Source organism: Nostoc sp., from assembly GCF_036917755.1.
Classification (GTDB): domain Bacteria; phylum Cyanobacteriota; class Cyanobacteriia; order Cyanobacteriales; family Nostocaceae; genus Nostoc.
The window spans coordinates 143,475-160,843 of sequence record NZ_JBALFC010000068.1 but is presented as its reverse complement, the minus strand read 5'-3'; the positions used below and the strand labels follow the sequence as shown (position 1 = coordinate 160,843).

At 42.2% G+C, this 17,369-nt stretch carries 19 protein-coding genes and 1 pseudogene; 13 read left to right on the top strand and 7 right to left on the bottom strand.

Going from position 1 to position 17,369, the window contains the following annotated elements:
- Positions 1-57 precede the first annotated feature (57 nt).
- Positions 58-705, bottom strand: a complete 648-nt coding sequence (locus V7L05_RS16655) for a TetR/AcrR family transcriptional regulator (RefSeq protein ID WP_335165560.1) — start codon at positions 703-705, stop codon at positions 58-60.
- 122 nt (positions 706-827) lie between these two features.
- On the opposite strand from V7L05_RS16655, the gene V7L05_RS16650 reads away from it, so the two are divergent.
- The 6 genes from V7L05_RS16650 to V7L05_RS16625 all read left to right on the top strand — a co-directional run bounded on the left by V7L05_RS16650 (position 828) and on the right by V7L05_RS16625 (position 9,326).
- On the top strand, positions 828-2,198 hold the full coding sequence (locus V7L05_RS16650; RefSeq protein WP_335165558.1) for an HlyD family secretion protein: 1,371 nt from the start codon (positions 828-830) through the stop codon (positions 2,196-2,198).
- A 291-nt stretch (positions 2,199-2,489) separates the two neighbouring features.
- On the top strand, positions 2,490-4,493 hold the full coding sequence (locus tag V7L05_RS16645) for an ATP-binding cassette domain-containing protein (protein ID WP_335165626.1): 2,004 nt from the start codon (positions 2,490-2,492) through the stop codon (positions 4,491-4,493).
- A gap of 181 nt (positions 4,494-4,674) precedes the next feature.
- A complete protein-coding gene (locus V7L05_RS16640; RefSeq protein ID WP_335165556.1) occupies positions 4,675-5,781 on the top strand; it encodes an ABC transporter permease in 1,107 nt (368 codons plus the stop codon).
- A gap of 179 nt (positions 5,782-5,960) precedes the next feature.
- Positions 5,961-7,082 carry an ABC transporter permease gene (locus V7L05_RS16635; protein WP_335165554.1) on the top strand — a complete coding sequence of 374 codons (1,122 nt, stop codon included), beginning with the start codon at positions 5,961-5,963 and terminating at the stop codon, positions 7,080-7,082.
- Positions 7,083-7,168: 86 nt separating this feature from the next.
- Positions 7,169-8,638 carry a hypothetical protein gene (locus V7L05_RS16630; RefSeq protein ID WP_335165552.1) on the top strand — a complete coding sequence of 490 codons (1,470 nt, stop codon included), beginning with the start codon at positions 7,169-7,171 and terminating at the stop codon, positions 8,636-8,638.
- 79 nt (positions 8,639-8,717) lie between these two features.
- Complete coding sequence (locus tag V7L05_RS16625) at positions 8,718-9,326, top strand: Uma2 family endonuclease (RefSeq protein WP_335165550.1); 609 nt, start codon at positions 8,718-8,720, stop codon at positions 9,324-9,326.
- A 274-nt stretch (positions 9,327-9,600) separates the two neighbouring features.
- Here V7L05_RS16625 and V7L05_RS16620 read toward each other — a convergent pair whose 3' ends face one another.
- The 6 genes and pseudogenes from V7L05_RS16620 to V7L05_RS16595 form a co-directional block, all read right to left on the bottom strand.
- Positions 9,601-10,395 (bottom strand): energy-coupling factor ABC transporter ATP-binding protein, encoded by a 795-nt coding sequence (locus V7L05_RS16620; protein ID WP_335165548.1) that lies wholly within the window; start codon positions 10,393-10,395, stop codon positions 9,601-9,603.
- Positions 10,396-10,626: 231 nt separating this feature from the next.
- Complete coding sequence (gene cbiQ / locus V7L05_RS16615) at positions 10,627-11,406, bottom strand: cobalt ECF transporter T component CbiQ (RefSeq protein WP_335165547.1); 780 nt, start codon at positions 11,404-11,406, stop codon at positions 10,627-10,629.
- Between the two features lie 184 nt (positions 11,407-11,590).
- Positions 11,591-11,965 (bottom strand): PDGLE domain-containing protein, encoded by a 375-nt coding sequence (locus V7L05_RS16610; protein WP_335165545.1) that lies wholly within the window; start codon positions 11,963-11,965, stop codon positions 11,591-11,593.
- A gap of 28 nt (positions 11,966-11,993) precedes the next feature.
- Positions 11,994-12,746: a cobalt transporter CbiM gene (cbiM, locus tag V7L05_RS16605; protein WP_335165543.1), complete on the bottom strand. Its 753-nt coding sequence runs from the start codon at positions 12,744-12,746 to the stop codon at positions 11,994-11,996.
- A gap of 128 nt (positions 12,747-12,874) precedes the next feature.
- Positions 12,875-13,171 (bottom strand): annotated as a pseudogene (locus V7L05_RS16600) (ATP-binding protein); the annotation flags it as partial.
- A 167-nt stretch (positions 13,172-13,338) separates the two neighbouring features.
- Positions 13,339-13,602, bottom strand: a complete 264-nt coding sequence (locus tag V7L05_RS16595) for a hypothetical protein (RefSeq protein ID WP_335165542.1) — start codon at positions 13,600-13,602, stop codon at positions 13,339-13,341.
- Between the two features lie 79 nt (positions 13,603-13,681).
- Here V7L05_RS16595 and V7L05_RS16590 point away from each other — a divergent pair, with 79 nt between their 5' ends.
- The 7 genes from V7L05_RS16590 (at position 13,682) to V7L05_RS16560 (ending at position 17,367) form a co-directional block, all read left to right on the top strand.
- Complete coding sequence (locus tag V7L05_RS16590) at positions 13,682-14,107, top strand: hypothetical protein (RefSeq protein WP_335165540.1); 426 nt, start codon at positions 13,682-13,684, stop codon at positions 14,105-14,107.
- Positions 14,108-14,191: 84 nt separating this feature from the next.
- Positions 14,192-14,545 (top strand): DUF5335 family protein, encoded by a 354-nt coding sequence (locus V7L05_RS16585; protein WP_335165538.1) that lies wholly within the window; start codon positions 14,192-14,194, stop codon positions 14,543-14,545.
- 132 nt (positions 14,546-14,677) lie between these two features.
- Complete coding sequence (locus V7L05_RS16580) at positions 14,678-15,439, top strand: SDR family oxidoreductase (RefSeq protein ID WP_335165536.1); 762 nt, start codon at positions 14,678-14,680, stop codon at positions 15,437-15,439.
- Between the two features lie 234 nt (positions 15,440-15,673).
- Positions 15,674-16,087, top strand: coding sequence for a XisH family protein (locus tag V7L05_RS16575; RefSeq protein WP_335165535.1), 414 nt, complete (start codon positions 15,674-15,676; stop codon positions 16,085-16,087).
- Positions 16,075-16,416: a XisI protein gene (locus V7L05_RS16570; RefSeq protein WP_335165534.1), complete on the top strand. Its 342-nt coding sequence runs from the start codon at positions 16,075-16,077 to the stop codon at positions 16,414-16,416. The genes V7L05_RS16575 and V7L05_RS16570 overlap by 13 nt, the downstream gene beginning before the upstream one ends.
- A gap of 308 nt (positions 16,417-16,724) precedes the next feature.
- Positions 16,725-16,952: a hypothetical protein gene (locus V7L05_RS16565; protein WP_335165533.1), complete on the top strand. Its 228-nt coding sequence runs from the start codon at positions 16,725-16,727 to the stop codon at positions 16,950-16,952.
- A gap of 16 nt (positions 16,953-16,968) precedes the next feature.
- Positions 16,969-17,367: a type II toxin-antitoxin system VapC family toxin gene (locus V7L05_RS16560; protein WP_335165531.1), complete on the top strand. Its 399-nt coding sequence runs from the start codon at positions 16,969-16,971 to the stop codon at positions 17,365-17,367.
- The last annotated feature ends 2 nt before the right edge of the window (positions 17,368-17,369 follow it).

The window sequence follows — 17,369 nt, the reverse complement described above, 5'->3', positions numbered from 1 at the left end:
GCATTAGCTATTACCTACAGATGGAAATTTAAACGCCAAAAAAATAGATTTTACGAATCACCTAGAAAGGTATATTTCCGTATTTAGAGACTGGCTCATAACCACATTCATTAAGCTGTCTACCAGGCGATCGCGTGATACAAACATGAGTTCTTTTCCATACAAAACTTCTTGTATAATCACGTAAGATACCAGCGAGCCAAAAAAAATCTGAGCCATTGCTTCTGGGTCGGTAATCCCTAATTCTGGATGAGATACGAAATACTGACTCAGCATTTGCCGACCGCGTTGCACAACCGTTTGGGTATAAAGTTTGGCTAGTTCAGGAAAGTTTTGTGACTCGGTAATAATCAACCGCAACAAGGCCAAATAATCGGGATTATCAGCGACTTTGGTTAAATAAATTTCCGCAACTTGACGCAACAAAATCGCTGGTTCGCCGTGCAATTTTTCTGTGCAAAAAATACTTTCAAAACAAGCCAGCGTCAACCGTTCTATCAACGCTTTAAACAGCCCTTCTTTATCTTGAAAGTGACTGTATATTGTTTGCTTCGACACTCCAGCTGACGCGCTGACACGATCCATACTTGTTCTAGCGTAACCCTCCTTCAAAAATACCCGTATAGCTCCTTGCAAGATTTGCTCCTGCTTGGGAGCGATCGCAGATAAAGGATTTCCTATTTCGGAAGTAGGATTTTTGGACATGAAGAGTAAATTTTTTGACGTATCTCTTGTTTTATCATACTATACAGTCTAGTATGATGACCAATAATTCAGAATTTTCGATTTTCGTTTACAAAATATTTTTTACAATCCAGGGTGCTACCATGACTCAGACTATCCCGACATCCCCGGAAAATCTTAAAGATCCCCCAGTATCGAAGCCGCAGCGCTCCAAGAAACCGATTCCTTTACTGATCGGGGGGGTGCTGGTGGTGGTTGGCATTGGCTACGCTGTGTGGCGCAGTCAACCGCAAGGATCAGTGAATATACTGCAAGTTAGCGGTAGGATTGAGGGTTATGAAACCGAGATTGGGATCAAGCGTTCTGGAAGAATTGAGTCAATTGTCGTGCGGGAAGGGGCAGCAGTTAAAAAGGGGCAAGAGTTAATTAAGTTAGACAACACAGACGATCAATTGCTGCAAGGACAACTGCTTGGTAGTCAAGCGAGAGTGACATCTGCTAAGTATGATGAACAGCAGGCAATTTCAGATGTCGAGCAAGTCGCCAGAGAAACTCAAGAAATTAACAGCCAAATTAACGAAGCCAAACTGAATTTTCGGCAGTCCCAAGGGGATACCAAAGGCAGAATTGAGCAGGCACGAGCAAATGTAGCAGCAGCCAGAGCCACATTAGTGCAAGCACAAGCGCAAGTTAAACAGGCAGCCGCAGAAGTTAATTTAGCAAAAATCAACCGCGATCGCTACGCCCAATTGGTAAAAGAAGGGGCGATTAATCAACAACAATTCGATCAAGCACAAACTACCCTAGATACAGCAGTAGCAACCCTAGAAGCACGACAGGCAGCAGTTAATGCCGAACGTCAACAGTTAAGTGCTACGTCAGGGGCGTTAACTCAAGCTCAAACTACAGGTTTCAATCCTGACATTCGCAACGCCCAGTTAACAGCATTAGTCAGAAAACAGCAGCAAAGTGATGCTCAACTTAAATCTGCACAGGCAAAAGTCAACTCTGCCCGTGCCAAAGTCAAAGATGCCCAAGCATCAAATCAGCAAATCCTCACCCAGGTTGCAGACTCCAAAAAAGATTTAAATGTAGTTAGTCCCTTAGATGGAGTAGTGACAGCCCGTAGTGTCGAACCAGGTGCAGTAGTTAGCAGTCAGACTAATATTTTGACAATTGTTGACCCCAAGACACTGTATTTTAGAGGTTTTATTCCCGAAGGCGATATTGGCAGAGTGCGTCTAGGACAAACAACGAAAATCTTGATTGATTCTGCGCCAGATAAACCACTAGAAGGTAAAGTAATTGCGATCGATCCGCAAGCTTCATTTACACCAGAGAATATTTACTTTCAAAAAGATCGAGTCAGACAAGTAGTAGGAATTCGGATCAAAGTTCAAAATCCTGATAACTGCTTTAACCCCGAAAATCCTTATACTAAATCAGATTTACCTTGCGCCAAAATGGGGATGCCAGCAGATGCCGAAATCAATTTGAAGTCAGAAAGCAGATAAGAGAACAACATTTCATTAATTCATAGCAAATTCTCCGCGTACCTCTGCGCTTCCCTCCGCGCCCCTTTGCGTTTAAATTTCCACCCTCAATTCTCCACCATTTTCTCAAGCTAAGAGGATGTTTGAAAAGTCCTCTTGTCGGTATCAAAAGTTTTAGATCCCTCTAAATCTCCCGATAAATTGGGAGACTTTGATTCCGGTTCCCCCCTTTTTAAGGGGGGTTAGGGGGGATCTAAAAGTGCCTAAAGTCACAGCGAAAAACTTTTCAAACATCCTCTAAGAGGCTAAATGATGCAACAGCAAAGAACAGTTGTTACTCCAAACTCACCGCAATCATCTAGCACCACAGCAATTAAAGTTCATAGCTTACACAAGCACTATGGAAACTTAGCTGCTGTACGGGGAATTGATTTCAGCGTCCATAAAGGTGAAATGTTTGGATTAATTGGCCCAGACGGTGCGGGAAAAACTAGCACCTTTCACATTTTGGGCGGTGTGATGGAAGCAACGGCGGGAGACGTACAAATATTTGATCAACCTGCACGAGATGCCCGATTAATCACAGGTTATCTCACCCAACAGTTTTCGCTGTATTTGGATTTGAGTATTGATGAAAACTTGCGTTATGCAGCAGGGTTGCGGCAAGTAGCAGACGATTTATTACAAAAACGCCGCAATAAATATTTAAGATTAATGAATTTGGAGCGATTTGGCGATCGCTTGGTGGGACAACTTTCTGGTGGGATGAAACAAAAGCTGGCGCTGTGTTGTGCTTTAGTTTCTCAACCAGAAGTATTGTTATTAGATGAACCTACCACGGGTGTTGATCCAGTTTCCCGGCGGGAATTTTGGGATGTGCTAGCAGAATTATCAGCCGAGGGGATGACCATTGTAGTCGCTACACCATACTTAGATGAAGCTGAACGCTGTCACCGCGTAGCTTTGATGTACGGTGGGGAAATTCATGAAATTGGCACACCCGCAGACTTACGGGCTAACTTAGGCTTGCATCGTTTAGAAGTGCGAACAGCAAATCTGCAAGCGACAGAAGAAATACTCTCCCAGACTACCCAAACAAATATAGTAGATGTGCAAAGTTTTGGCGATCGCTTAGATGTCCTCGTGAAAGATATAAAATCCGGCGAAACCGAAGTCCGCGAACTACTGCAACAGCATCAGTTACCTTCTCCCACTATCGAGCATGGCGAACCCACATTAGAAAATGTCTTTGTCACGCGCCTGCGACAACAAGGTTCCGTACCGCAATTTTTACCATTTCCTCGTTCTCGCAAAAGAGGACAGGGGACGAATCAATTCAAAATTCAAAATTCAAAATTCAAAATTAAAGAATTTCCCTCTATCTCCCCTTCTTCATTAGCTATCTACGCTCACAAACTTAGTCGTGTTTTTGGCAAGTTCCAAGCCGTTAAAGATGTCAACGTCGAAATACGCTACGGCGAAATCTTTGGTTTATTGGGTGCTAATGGTGCAGGGAAAACCACTACAATTAAAATGTTGTGTGGATTACTAGAAGCAAGCGGCGGTGAAATTTCCTTGGGTGGTGAAACCGGAAATCTGCGGAGTGCAGACTTACGGCGACGCATTGGTTATATGAGTCAAAAATTCACCCTTTACGACGATTTAACTATTCTGCAAAATTTAGAATTTTATAGCGGAGTTTACGGCGTACCTCGCAAACTCCGACGAGAAAAAATTGATTGGGTAATTGCTACCTGTGGCTTAGAAGGACAAGCAAATATGATTACTGGACAGCTACCGGGAGGTTGGAAACAGCGAGTTGCTTTCGGTGCTTGCGTGATGCACGAACCAGATATTTTATTTTTAGACGAACCAACATCGGGGGTAGATCCGTTAGCACGTCGCCAGTTTTGGAAGCTAATTAATGACTTCGCCCACAATGGTACAGCTATTTTAGTGACAACGCACTATTTAGAAGAAGCTGAACAGTGCAACCGCATGAGTTTTCTGGTTGCAGGAGAAACCGTCGCCGAAGGTTCGCCAAGTTCTGTTAAAGCCTCGCAACCGGGACAACTAATAGAAATTATTGTTAATCAAAACCAAGCTGCTTCCAAGTTACTCAAACAACACTTTGAATCTTGGCGCATCTCGATTTTTGCTGATAGTTTACACGTTGTTCTTGATCATCCCGAAGAAGAAATAAATCAGCTAACTCAACTTTTAGAAGCTAATCAAATTACCATCAATTCTCTGCGTCCCATTCCGTTTTCTTTAGAAGATGCTTTTATTGGTATTGTACAGCGATCGCAAGGATAGGAATTGAGTGGGGAGTGGGGAGTGGGGAGTGGAGAGAAAGTTTACTTAGTATATATAGGACTCTTATTTGATTTTTGAACAAATTAAGTACTAATTGAAAAGGCTTATTCCCTACTCCCTACTCCCTATTCCCTACTCCCAGCCTAAGCAAGTCAGTTCAATAATCAAAGCGGATTACTATATGAAAAGAATTTTTGCTCAATGTGTGAAAGAAATAGCCCAATTTCGGCGCGATCGCCTGACGTTGGCATTAGCATTTTTATTGCCATTTATCACCTTAATAATTTTTGGCTTCGCTATTAGGTTGGAAAGTAAAGATATTCCCTTAATTGTGCAAGATTTCAACCGCACAAACCTAAGTAACAGCTATATTGAACGATTGTATGCCACTAATCAATTTGTGCCTAAACAATGGTATGGTGGCAATCCCACACGCGATGCAATAGATAAGGGAATTGCCAAAGCTGCTGTAATTATTCCACCGGAATTTAGCCGCGACATTCAAGCAGGAAGAAGTACAAATGTGCAAGTATTAATCGATGCAACTGATGTTAACAATGCCCGTGTAATTAAAAATAGTATTCAGAGAGTTACAAACTTTTTTATGCAAGAGCATGGACTGATACCCGCTACTAATAGTATTACAGCACGAATGCGTCTATGGTTTAATCCTGGGAGATTAGAATCGCTGTATATTGTGCCAGGAGTATACGGGGTTGTCCTGTGGATTTTTCCTTCATTGCTGTCTGCGATCGCAATGGTGCGGGAAAAAGAAAAAGGGACAATTTTACAAGTTTATGCTTCGAGTATTAGTGCCACAGAACTATTACTTGGTAAAGGATTAGCATACTTATTAATTGCCATCATCGAGACATTAATAGTTATGATATTAGGCTCAATTATTTTCCAAGTTGGCATAGTTGGCAACCCCATAACATTACTACTTGGCACATTACTATTTCTGACAGATAGCGTTCTTTTTGGGTTACTTTTAGGAGTCCGTAGCAGTAACCAAAATGCTGCTGTACAAGGCGCTTCCCTGGTAGGCTTTACCACATCCTTATTACTCTCAGGTTTTATTTATCCCCTCAACAATATTCCTTTCCCCTTATCACTACTACCTAACATAATTCCGGCGCGTTATTACATTAATATTACTCGTGATGCCTTCGTGCGCGGTACAGGATTTGCCGGAGTTTGGTTTGATTTAATCATGCTTGCAGCTTTAGGATTAGTATTTTTCAACGTATCACGCCGAGTTTTAAGTCGAATGCAATTACCTAGTTAATATCGGGAGCATCTCAGTGAAAGCAAATATACCAGATGAAAAACCTCACCCCAACCCTCTCCTTGGTAATGAGAGGGTTGGGGTGAGGTTTTACAAGGCTTTTTACACTCATTGAGATACTCCCGTTAATCTCTCTGTGTTCTCTGCGTCTCTGTGGTTCGATAAAAAGGAATTTTTTTATGAAACTTATTCAGCGATTATTTAATAGTCCCTTTTGGGCATTGTTGCGGAAAGAAATTAGTCAAATTCTCCGCAATAAGCAATTAATTGTTTTGTTAGTTATCCCCCCGACAGTCCAATTATTACTGTATGGCTTTATCCTAAATCCCGACGTTCATAACTTACGATTAGGTGTCATTGACTATGCCAACGTCAGCGCCAGTCGAGAGTTAGTTTCAGCCATGACATCAAATCAAATTTTCACTTTAAAATTTGTACCAAACAGTGAAAAAGCATTGAGTCGTCAGGTAGAAGAAGGAAAGCTAGATGTTGGAGTCATAATTCCTCCCGATTTCCCGCGTCAACTGGCACAAAAATCCGCAGAAATTCAAGTATTTATCGATGCTGTAGATGCCAATACAGCCGGGATTGCAGGAAATTATATGAATCAAATTATCCAGCAATATAATCTACAATTAACCCAAGGTGAAGCAAGTCCCCCAGTCTCACCGGAAGTTGTGTTTCTTTACAACCCTGGACTGACAAGTAGTTGGTTTTTTGTACCAGGAGTTATGGGTTTAGTTTTAACATTAATTAGCACATTAGTATCAGCAATTACTGTTGTTCGGGAAAAAGATACGGGAACTTTAGAACAATTATTAATGACCCCGGCTGCTAACTGGCAAATATTACTATCGAAAATAGTCCCTTTAGCCTTTTTATTAATGGGAGATGTCTTATTAGCTGTCACATTAGCAACAATAGTATTTCATGTACCATTTCGAGGTAATTTTCTGCTATTTTTCGCCCTATCAAGTATGTATGTATTTGTCGGGATTAGCCTGGGTATTATGTTGGCGACTGTGAGTAGTTCCCAACAACAGGTAGTCCTGACAGCTTTCTTTATTAATTTACCAATGGTACAAACTTCTGGCGCGATCGCACCCATTGAAGCCATGCCTCCCTTCTTTCAAGTCCTATCCTTACTCAATCCCCTCCGCCATTACATTGCGATCGTTCGAGGTATTTTGCTCAAAGGCGTTGGCTTAGATGTACTGTGGATGAATGTTTTGGTTTTAGTCGCCTTTGCTGTTGTGTTATTAACTATTAGTATTAGTAAGTTTCGCAGTCAGTTAAGCTAAAGTTAGCGATCGCGGTACTAGGGCTTGCAAAATCTTTATAATAACAGTATTATATAAAGAAATAAACACATTGAAAGGTCGAATCAATGTCAATCCTAACCTACTGCAAAGGACTACCCACGCTAGAGTCAGAAATGAATGCGTTAGGGTTTACAGAACTAGAAATGTTTCTAGAATCTTACGCACCAATTTTTCGTAGTGCCGCGATTGAAACAGTTAATTATTACCTATCAAGTGATGAGTTTAACAAATCTGAATGGAACACCCATTTACAGAAAAGTTATGGCATCAACAAGCGACATATCAATGGTGTAATTAGCTTTGCCAAAGGCAGAGTAGATGCTGCCAAGACTCACAGAGAACTACATATCAAGACTATTGCAGGTAAGATAAAGTCGATTGAGAAATGGCTTAAATCATCGGAACGCAAGCTCAAATTAGCACGGAAGTTTTACGCTAAAAAGAATTGGCAGGATTCTAAAGCTGGATGTAATTTTCCTCTGTCTTGTTCATTAAAATACCGTGATACCAATTGGAGTAACTTGAGGTTCCAGATTCATGGGAAGAAACGCAAGCTAGCATTATTTAAAAATAAATTAAAATATCTCAAAGTTGAACCTATTCGGGTTTCTGTGCCACTTGGTAATATTTTTATAGTTGGTTCTAAAGATGAGTCTCGCGGAAATCAAGTTGCACAATGGGATGGGCAAGCAATCAAGATTCGTGTTACTCAATGCTTAGAGTCTAGATTTGGTAAAACAGTCACTTCCAATATTGGTGATTTTGATCGGAATATAAACCGATTACCGGAATCTGGTTCAAAGACTTGGCACTTTTTTTATAAAAACGGCAAATGGGTCGCCGCTGTTCAGTTCACCCCAAAACCTGTAAAACAGCAATCACAAACTGTTAGCTATGGGTGTATAGGTATTGACATGAACCCTGGTTCAATTGGCTGGGCTTATGTTGACAGTGAAGGTAATCTCAAAGCTAAAGGACAAATCCCCCTACAGATGGGATTACCTAATGGTAAACAAGATTCAAACATTGTTGATGCGTGTCTTCAACTTGCAGGATTAGCAATTTCTTTTGAGTGTCCTATTGTCTGTGAGGAGTTAGATTTTAGTAACAAAAAAGAGGGAAATGGTGAAGAATCTAGAAAGTACGCTCGGATGCTATCCAGTTGGGCGTACAGTAGATTTTACGAACTACTTCAATCAATCCTGTCAAATCGTGGCATTGAGCTTATCACAGTCAACCCAGCGTATTCTAGTTTGATTGGATTGGTGAAGTACATGAGGATGTACGGACTATCTAGCGATTGTGCTGCGGCGTTGGTAGTTGCCCGTCGCGGGATGAGACTATCTGAAAAGCCGCAAAGCTCCATAACCGCCTATGCTTCAGTGAATGAAGACAAGCACGTATGGAGCTTTTGGAGTCAACTGAATAAGCAAATCAAACGTTCCAGTGAAATTAATCGCAGACACGATTATTTTACTGTTTCTAACTGGAGTTTCCTGGACAACCTCAGCAATGGGGAAGCTCATTTGCACTAGGAAAGGACGTTTTAAACTTACACCGTGGAGTTAAATCAGATTTACCCAGATTTTTAGAAGCGGTAAGAAGGCAAAGCAAATGACCCAAACGACGAAAACCCAAAAACTGCTGACCTTTGAGGAGTATCTTAACTATGATGATGGTACAGACACCCGCTATGAGTTGGTGGATGGGGAACTAGTCGAGATGCCACCTGAAAGTCAAGAAAATAGCAATCTGGCAAGATTTCTATTCGTTGAACTAATAAAACATTTCCCCTTTTATTTAGTTGCTCACAAGGATGCAGAAATTGAGGTGGCGGGGCGACGGGCGAGATGTCGTTTACCTGACTTAATGGTTCACACAGAAGAATCTTATGCTGCCCTTATCGGTGCTACTCGTGCTACCCTCACCCGTGATATGCCGCCGCCTGCGCTAGTGATTGAAATTGTTTCTCCGGGAACAGCGAACCGCGTTCGTGATTATCGCTACAAGCGGACGGAGTATGCCGCTAGGGAAATATTGGAATATTGGATTGTTGACCCACAGATGCAACAAATTACAATTTGCCAGTGGGTGGAGGGACAGTATGAGGATAAAGTATTTACAGGTGCGACTTGCATGGAATCAGTGGTAATTGCTGATTGGGCGCTAACAGTAGAGCAGGTGTTTAACAGCGCAAACAGACCAGAATTACCAGGCGAATAGAAAGTACAGATAATAAAAAGTTATTGTTAGGGTTAACCGTGCCAATTTTAGATTTTAAATTTTGGATTTTGGATTATTTCTTTGGTACAGAGCCACCGCATATTGTGGGCGGAACAAATCTAAAATCGCAAATCTAAAATCCAAAATTGATTGACTTGCCCCTGACTTGATTGCTGGGGTCAATCTAAAATCTAAAATCTGTCTTGAAAAGTTTGCTCAAACTCCTCCACCCCCGCACGCAACTTTTCGCAAAATCCAAAATTGTGTGACTGGCTCAAACAAATTCCCTGTATCGCAATGGGCTGACAGGTGCATGTTCCAGCTGACAGTAGGGGCGACTATAGCTTAGTGGTGACTCTAAAGCGTGTCCAAGCAAAAACTCTGGATTGCTCATTACCTTCTCAGTTTTGCCATCATAGACGATCTGACCTTGACTGAGAACAACCGTGCGATCGCACAAATCCAAAGCTAAATCTAAATCGTGGGTTGCAATCAGTTGCGTCAGAGGTAAGCTTTGCAGCAACTCAATGAATTGACGACGACAACGGGGATCTAATTGAGCCGAGGGTTCATCAAATACTAATATCTGTGGATTCATTGCCAAAACTCCAGCGATCGCAATCCGTTTTTTCTCACCTCCAGATAAATTACCGATATAGCGTTGCCCATACCATTGGGGATCAATATCAACTGCTGCCATCGCTTGCAGAACTCGCTGTATTAATTCCTCGCCTTGGAAACCCAGATTCATCGGGCCAAAAGCAACATCTTCCCAAACGGTTGGCATGAACAACTGATTATCTGGATTCTGGAATACCAACCCGACAAAATCCCGAATTTTTCGCAAATTCTCAACAGTTAAAGGACATTCTCCAATCGTGATCTGTCCCGACTGAGGCATGAGAATTCCATTGAGATGTAACAGCAACGTAGATTTTCCCGAACCATTGGCTCCGATTAATGCCACTCGCTCAGTTGCTTTGATAGACAAATTAATGTCCCTCAAAGCTTGAGTTCCGTCAGGGTAAGTATAGCTAAGATTTTGAATTGATATGGGATTATGATGCATTAATACAACGTGAAGAAATGTTATCGAACAGAATTCAGGAGTCAGTCGTTAGAATACAGGAAAGGTATTTTGACCGAAAAAGCGGATGAATAACTGGGTTTAAGACCCCCACCAAATCTATGATTTGGTGGTCAACTTTCGTAGTGGCGGGTTCCAATCCCCGACTGATGGTTACGTGGCTCTGCCGAAGTATTGATTCTGAATTCTGAATTCTGGATTCTGCATTCTTCTTCAATTCCGCCAGTAAATGCCCTGACCAAACAGTGCCAAAATTATAGTTAAACTCAAAGCCACAACGTCAGATCGTCCCCCTGATGAAACTTTTTCCATCATTGGTGGTACTCCTTGATAACCCCGTGATAGCATCGCCTGATAAACCAAATTTCCCCGGTCATAAGTGCGGATAAACAGCGCTCCAATCATATTGCCAAAAATTAACCGGATTGAGCGGTTGTTGTTCATCAGGTTTCGGGACTCGGCGGCTCGACGCATCGCGTTAAACTCGCCAATCAATACGCTGATATAGCGATACATAGATGCGAGAATTGCGACTAATAGTGGTGGAGTTCTCAGTTCCAGCAGAGCGTGAAGCAGTGCCGTTACCGAAGTTGTTAAAGTCAGTAAGTTCAGTATCAATAGTGATAGCAATGCCTTAAGCGTCACACTCCCCAAGATAGTTAGCCCGACTGTCGTAATCTGTAATGGTCCCCAAGACCATAACACCTCGCCCCCACCCCGAAACAAAGTACCCAGGAGAACGACACCAATAAATGTTAGCTCAACTGCCAATCGTTTTAGTAGTACTAATAGGGTGATTTGACTCAGTAATATTAAACTCAAGAGAACTAATCCATAAATAGCCCAAGTCCACCAATGCCCATTTGGTGTTAAGACAATGGCAAACACGAACAACAATGTACAGAGTATCCGGGTACGGGGAGCCAGTTTGTGCCAGAGAGTAGTCTGTTTACTATCGACATCCAGCACAAATGCCCCAATGTGCAGCAGCATGATCTTAAGTTCCTATCTGTATTTAACAAACAGCAATATTGGCGTCAGTCGTCAGAATTCAGCATGAATTGGAGTCCACAAGCGTCTGAAATCAAGGGGTTTAAATCCCTGACTGATTGCATTCTCAGTTCTCAGTTCTGAATTCTGAATTCTGAATTCTGAATTCTGGATTCTGGATTCTTTTTTAATCTGGCACATCTGAGTCCGAATGAGTATCATCCTCTGTGGAAGATGAAGTAGAACCACGCACAACTAATTTGCCAATACCCCAAGCTAAACCAAAAGTTACTAATGTTCCCACTAGACCAGCCAATGGTGTGGCGATCGCAGATGGTACACCTCTGAGAGCATACTCATCAAATATGCCGTAAAAGGGTAGTTTCTGAGCAGGTTTCTGTTCTAGTTCTTTGCTGTCAAACTTCAGGTCTTTTGAGACTCTATCTAGCCCATCGGGATTTTTGCTCGCCAGTGGCGAAAGGAAAATTGCAATCAGCAGAGCAATACCTAAGCCAGCGATCACAAAAGCGCGGTTGCGCGAGTGCGAGAGGTTGCTATTCATAATTCAGTTTTGATTCCATAAATACCTTTTAATTCCGGGAGATGGGACCAGAGACAGATGATTTTGTCTGACGGGGCGGATCGTAAAATAAATCTGGTCGAGTCCGCCAAATAAAACTGAGTGCTGCTACAGTAATCAGTGCCTCGCCAATGCCAATTAGGACGTGCCAAGAAGCCATAGCTGTCAAAGCCACCGCTAGAGGAATCGTTCCCGACAAAGCAAGTTCCAAGGCACACACAACTGAAGCTACTACTACACTTGTCCAAGCTGCGATCGCAGCGCCAATTACTACTCCTCGCAAGGTATCGCGCCCTGTAGCAAATCTAACTGTGCGATAGAGATAATAACCACCAAATGTACCGATTAATCCCATGTTAAAGATGTTAGCGCCTAATACCGTCAGTCCACCATCCTGAAACAGAACACCCTGCACGATGAACACTGTCACCATCACTAGTGACCCAGCCCACGGACCTAATAAAGCTCCTGCTAGCGTTCCTCCTAAAAGGTGTCCAGAAGTGCCGCCAGGAATCGGAAAATTAATCATTTGGGCTGCAAAGATAAATGCTGCACAAACTCCCATTAAAGGTACAGCTCGTTCTTGGTATTCTGCCTGCGATCGTCTAATAGCTAGTGCAATTAGACCGATAGCAATTACCCAGGTGACAAGGATAACAGGTAAGTTCAAGAAGCCATCTGGAATGTGCATGGCTAAGTGCGGCTGTATTATCCAGTACAGCCAGCCGCAGGACGAAATACCCGTGAACGCTACTGTGTTCATATTTAAGAAGTGTCCTTTGCAACCAGATTATTTAATAGTCTAGTTTCTCAGTAGACCATGTATTCTCTAAAAATTTCAATCCGGTAGGGGGGCATAAAAAGTGCAAATTAACCCTGAGCCGAGTAAATATCCAATTTGGAGATGAGTTGCTGCGCGATTAAGTCTCGGAATGCTTGCACAAAGGCACTGAAGGGAATATTTCGTTGAAATTGGTCATATTAGCCTTTGATAAAATAACCACGTTGTCTAACAATCAGTTTATGAACTTCGTTGACAACCGCAGTTTTACCAATTCCCGAAAAACCAGCTACCAACATCATTTCTGTTGCCCCAAAGCTGACTCTTTAAAATGCTTGGAGTAGGGTTGATATTTCGGTTTCTCGTCCATAAAGTTTGTCGGGAATAATGAAGCGATCGCTGATTTCTCGGTGTCCTCTGCGCCTCTGCGGTTCGTTATTCCGTAACTCGTGCGTAAGTCCTATGAGGGTACAGAATTCTTCATTGAAATTCCGGTATGAATCAAGAGGGGAAAGGGTATCAACCACCTCCTGAAAAAAGATTCTGCCCGCAAGGGGCTAAAACCCAAAGCACATCAGTACTCAGCACTCAGCAAATCAGGAGGATTTTGCTTACAGCTATTTTCAGGTAAATAGACCACGCGGTAGGGGCACAGCACTGCTGTACCCCTACGACAGATGTGGTTCAAATACATGATTTCTGCTGTCAGGTAGCCAGTAGCGATCGCTCTTAGAATTATACCGATGGTATTCGAGTGTTTTAGCAAGCGTTTGAATTGTATAAGTTCTACTAAACCATTCAAAAGGTAGATGTTATATTGGGCAACTTTTGCAAACAATCAATTGATGGCAAAAGTTACCCAAGCTGAGATTCAATCGAAACTCGATGCAGAAGCTTAACATACTAGAGGAATCATCATGAGTACTGCAATAGATAACTTCACCAAAAAACTTCATGACAATTTAGAAGCAGTTGAAGATCGCGCCAAATCGCTGAAGGAAAGCATTCAATCTGCGCCGAAAAAAACTCAAGCTGAGATTCAATCGAAACTCGACGAAGCGAAGACAAAACTAGACGCCAAGAAACAAGAATTCGATGAGTATCGCGCAAAGCTCAAAACTCAATTTGAGGAAAAAGAATCTGAGGTAAAGTCGAGTGTCGAAGAATGGAAAGCAAGTCGCGAAGTTAAGAAACTCGAACATCGGGCAGATAAAGCTGAAGACTATGCAGCTACGGCGACCCTCTTAGCCATAGCGACAATAGAAGAAGCTGAAAAAGCAACCTTGGAAGCGATCGCTGCCAGATTAGATGCTGAAGCTGCTGCGGCAACTACGGGGAATTAAGACACGATTAATTACAGTTTTGTACTTAGTAACTATTTCAATGCTCCGTTTCTTTTTACTAGTTTTTCACAAGGAATTAATTGTATGGTGAGTAAGATTGATATCAGCAAATCTGTGTCTCATGAGCGATGGGGTGAATTTTTTGATCAGTTTTCAGATGGTAATCGTGGACGGCATATTTCGATCGAAATCATCGATTCCGAACTTGGCGACGAAGAACTGATTCAGAACGCACCTTTGCTGGCGATAGTTTACGATCGCCCTGGCAAGGGAGATGATTTAGTAATTGAAGTCGGTCAACATGAAGTCAGCTATGCTCACACGGTCGATTCACCAACTGAAGTTTTAACGGGACAGAACTCAAACGGTGAGATTATAGCGATTTGGATCAGTGACGCTGCCGAGAGAAAAACATTGATCAAGCTACAAGCTAATTGATCTGGTTGAATAAATTTCCCCCACGGCTTTTATGCCCGACTTAAAAGACATTAGAACCTAAAAACCCAAAAAGTTTTTAGGTTTTAATTGCGGGGTTTTCAGCCAAGATTTTTATAACCCGCAGGAATCAATATGTCTCTTATTCAAAACAAAGTGGTAATCATCACCGGAGCCAGCAGTGGGTTAGGTGAGGCGACTGCAAGGCGACTTGCTGCTAGTGGAGCCAAACTGATGCTGGCCGCCCGCCGCGAAGATCGCCTTAAAGAACTGGTTGCAGCGATTCCGCAAGGCGGAGGCTTCGCGAACGCTAAATCAGGAGGGACTGCAACCTACCGAGTTACGGATGTGGTAGATCGCGCACAGGTGGAAGCCTTGGCGAAGGAGACTTTGAGTACTTATGGCCGGATCGACGTGCTAATTAATAATGCTGGGTTGATGCCGCTCTCTCCCCTCGACCAAGTAAAGGTGGAAGAGTGGGATCAGATGATTGATGTCAACATCAAGGGCGTTCTCTATGGGATTGCTGCCGTGTTGCCAATTATGCGTCAGCAAAAGTCTGGTCACATAATTAACCTATCGTCAGTGGCCGGACATAAGGTGTTTTCGGGTTCAGCAGTATATTGTGCTACCAAGTACGCAGTGCGAGCAATCTCTGAAGGGCTGCGGCTAGAGTCAAACGGTGAAATCCGTTCGACTAATATCTCACCGGGAGCCATTGCTACTGAGTTGATCAGCACGATTAGCGATCAAGATACAGCAGCGAGAATGAATGAATTTTATACGATCGCCATTGATGCAGATGCTATTGCCCGTGCGATCGCCTATGCTATTGAGCAGCCCGGTGATGTTGATGTGAATGAAATCATCATCCGTCCGACTCGTCAAGAACTTTAGATTTAGGCTTACAAAAGACGTAGCCTAAAAATTATCGATGTTGAGCGATCGCAATCTTGTAATTGGGACGATAGCGAATGCTATACAGCATAGATTTTTCGTGCATGGCGGTAAGCGTAGCCATGCCGTCAGGCTTATCGCGCTGAAGGTTTTGAGTCCGTGAAATTTTAGCTAAAATCTTCTAGTGCCGTGATTTATTAGCGATCGCTCAAGTTCCTCAACGCAAACCATAATATGGCAAAAGATTTGTATCATGAGCAAGTTAAACGCGCTCTAGAAAAAGACGGATGGCAAATAACTCACGATCCATACGAATTGCGTATAGGTGGGGTTGAAATGTATCTAGTCATTGGGGCGGAACAGATTATTGGTGCTGAAAGGGGAAATGATAAAATTGCGGTTGAGGTGAAAAGTTTTATTAGTCCCTCAAGGATTTCTGATTTTCATTTGGCGCATGGACAGTTTTTAGATTATCGCTATGCTTTAGAAGATGAAGATCCAGAGCGAATTTTATATTTAGCAGTACCTCGTTTTGTTTATGAAACCTTTTTTAACTTAGCTTTTATTAATAGTGTGGTACAACGCAGTCAAATTAAACTTTTAGTTTATGACTTAGAAAAGGAGACGATTGAGCAATGGATAAAGTAGCTCTCTACAGGCAATATATTCAACAACTAATCCAAGCAAAAGCCGATCGCTCGATGAAATCGGCAAAAGATGTTGAGGCTCAACCTATTTTTGATACGGAGCGCGACCGCTATCAATTGGTGTATGTGGGTTGGAAGCGGAACGATATCAGGGATTATGGATGTTTGCTACATTTGGATATTAAGAATGGCAAGATTTGGATTCAATATGATGGTACGGAAGATGGTATCGCCTATGAGTTATTAAAATTAGGTGTACCACATCAAGATATAGTTTTAGGTTTTCAACCTGCTAGGGTGCGCTCTGATACTGAGTTTGCTGTAGGTTAGGTTAGCGATCGCTAGTTCAATTTTCATCAAATCAAAGGCGGGTATCATTTCCAGCCATGCGATGGTCGCTTTGCGAACCGGCGAAGCCATCGCGCCATTCACAACTAATTAGGACTTACGCAAAAACCCTCTCAAACTCTCATTCCTCCGTGACCTCTGCGTCCTCTGTGGTTCGTTTTCCGTTCCCTTTGCGTAAGTCCTACTAATATTACAGCATACAGAAGGTTTTGAGTCCGTCAAATTTTAGCTAAAATGTTATAGTGCCATGATTTATTAGCGATCGCTCAAGTTCCTCAACGCAACCCATTATGTTACAAACAATTCAAGGAATATACAGGAACGGCAAAATCGAATTAGCTGAAGTCCCGCAAGACATTACTGAAAGCCAAGTTTTTGTAACTTTTTTAACTTCTAAATCAGTCAGTTTAGATAGTCAGCTTATGTCTTTTGGTATGTTTTCAGGTTCTCAGCAATCCACTGAGTCTGATTTCAAAGATGCTGAGTTTCATGGCGATGCTAACGAAGCTCGAAGTTAGACATGAATCTATCAACATGAAATATATACTTGATACCCATGCTCTAATCTGGTTTTTAGAAGGTAATTCTCGTTTAAGCCCTATTGTAAAAGCTATTCTTTCTGATGCAACCAGTGAATTAATTTTGCCTGCGATCGCCTTGGCTGAGTCGGTATGGATCGTTAGTCGTGGTAAAACTTCGATTCCTTCTGTTGATGCTTTGTTAAAGGTTGTTAAGAATGATAAACGAGTTTTTATACATCCACTGGATTCTGATGTCATTGAAAAAAGTGTAGAACTAACCTCTATCAATGAAATGCACGATCGCCAAATTGTATCAACAGCTTTAGTTCTAGAGAGTCAAGGAAATCAAGTAGCTTTATTAACTTGCGATCAAAATATTTTTGCTGCAAAGTTGGTAACAATTATTTGGTAATT

Bases quoted from the DNA above. Each gene is read 5' to 3' on its own strand.
- V7L05_RS16565 (WP_335165533.1), top strand. From the start codon at position 16,725: ATGTTACAAACAATTCAAGGAATATACAGGAACGGCAAAATCGAATTA.
- V7L05_RS16570 (WP_335165534.1), top strand. From the start codon at position 16,075: ATGGATAAAGTAGCTCTCTACAGGCAATATATTCAACAACTAATCCAA.
- V7L05_RS16620 (WP_335165548.1), bottom strand. From the start codon at position 10,395: ATGCATCATAATCCCATATCAATTCAAAATCTTAGCTATACTTACCCT.
- V7L05_RS16560 (WP_335165531.1), top strand. From the start codon at position 16,969: ATGAAATATATACTTGATACCCATGCTCTAATCTGGTTTTTAGAAGGT.
- V7L05_RS16635 (WP_335165554.1), top strand. From the start codon at position 5,961: ATGAAACTTATTCAGCGATTATTTAATAGTCCCTTTTGGGCATTGTTG.
- V7L05_RS16640 (WP_335165556.1), top strand. From the start codon at position 4,675: ATGAAAAGAATTTTTGCTCAATGTGTGAAAGAAATAGCCCAATTTCGG.
- V7L05_RS16645 (WP_335165626.1), top strand. From the start codon at position 2,490: ATGCAACAGCAAAGAACAGTTGTTACTCCAAACTCACCGCAATCATCT.
- V7L05_RS16585 (WP_335165538.1), top strand. From the start codon at position 14,192: ATGGTGAGTAAGATTGATATCAGCAAATCTGTGTCTCATGAGCGATGG.
- V7L05_RS16610 (WP_335165545.1), bottom strand. From the start codon at position 11,965: ATGAATAGCAACCTCTCGCACTCGCGCAACCGCGCTTTTGTGATCGCT.
- V7L05_RS16580 (WP_335165536.1), top strand. From the start codon at position 14,678: ATGTCTCTTATTCAAAACAAAGTGGTAATCATCACCGGAGCCAGCAGT.
- V7L05_RS16655 (WP_335165560.1), bottom strand. From the start codon at position 705: ATGTCCAAAAATCCTACTTCCGAAATAGGAAATCCTTTATCTGCGATC.
- cbiQ (WP_335165547.1), bottom strand. From the start codon at position 11,406: ATGCTGCTGCACATTGGGGCATTTGTGCTGGATGTCGATAGTAAACAG.
- V7L05_RS16630 (WP_335165552.1), top strand. From the start codon at position 7,169: ATGTCAATCCTAACCTACTGCAAAGGACTACCCACGCTAGAGTCAGAA.
- cbiM (WP_335165543.1), bottom strand. From the start codon at position 12,746: ATGAACACAGTAGCGTTCACGGGTATTTCGTCCTGCGGCTGGCTGTAC.
- V7L05_RS16625 (WP_335165550.1), top strand. From the start codon at position 8,718: ATGACCCAAACGACGAAAACCCAAAAACTGCTGACCTTTGAGGAGTAT.
- V7L05_RS16650 (WP_335165558.1), top strand. From the start codon at position 828: ATGACTCAGACTATCCCGACATCCCCGGAAAATCTTAAAGATCCCCCA.
- V7L05_RS16575 (WP_335165535.1), top strand. From the start codon at position 15,674: ATGGCAAAAGATTTGTATCATGAGCAAGTTAAACGCGCTCTAGAAAAA.
- V7L05_RS16590 (WP_335165540.1), top strand. From the start codon at position 13,682: ATGAGTACTGCAATAGATAACTTCACCAAAAAACTTCATGACAATTTA.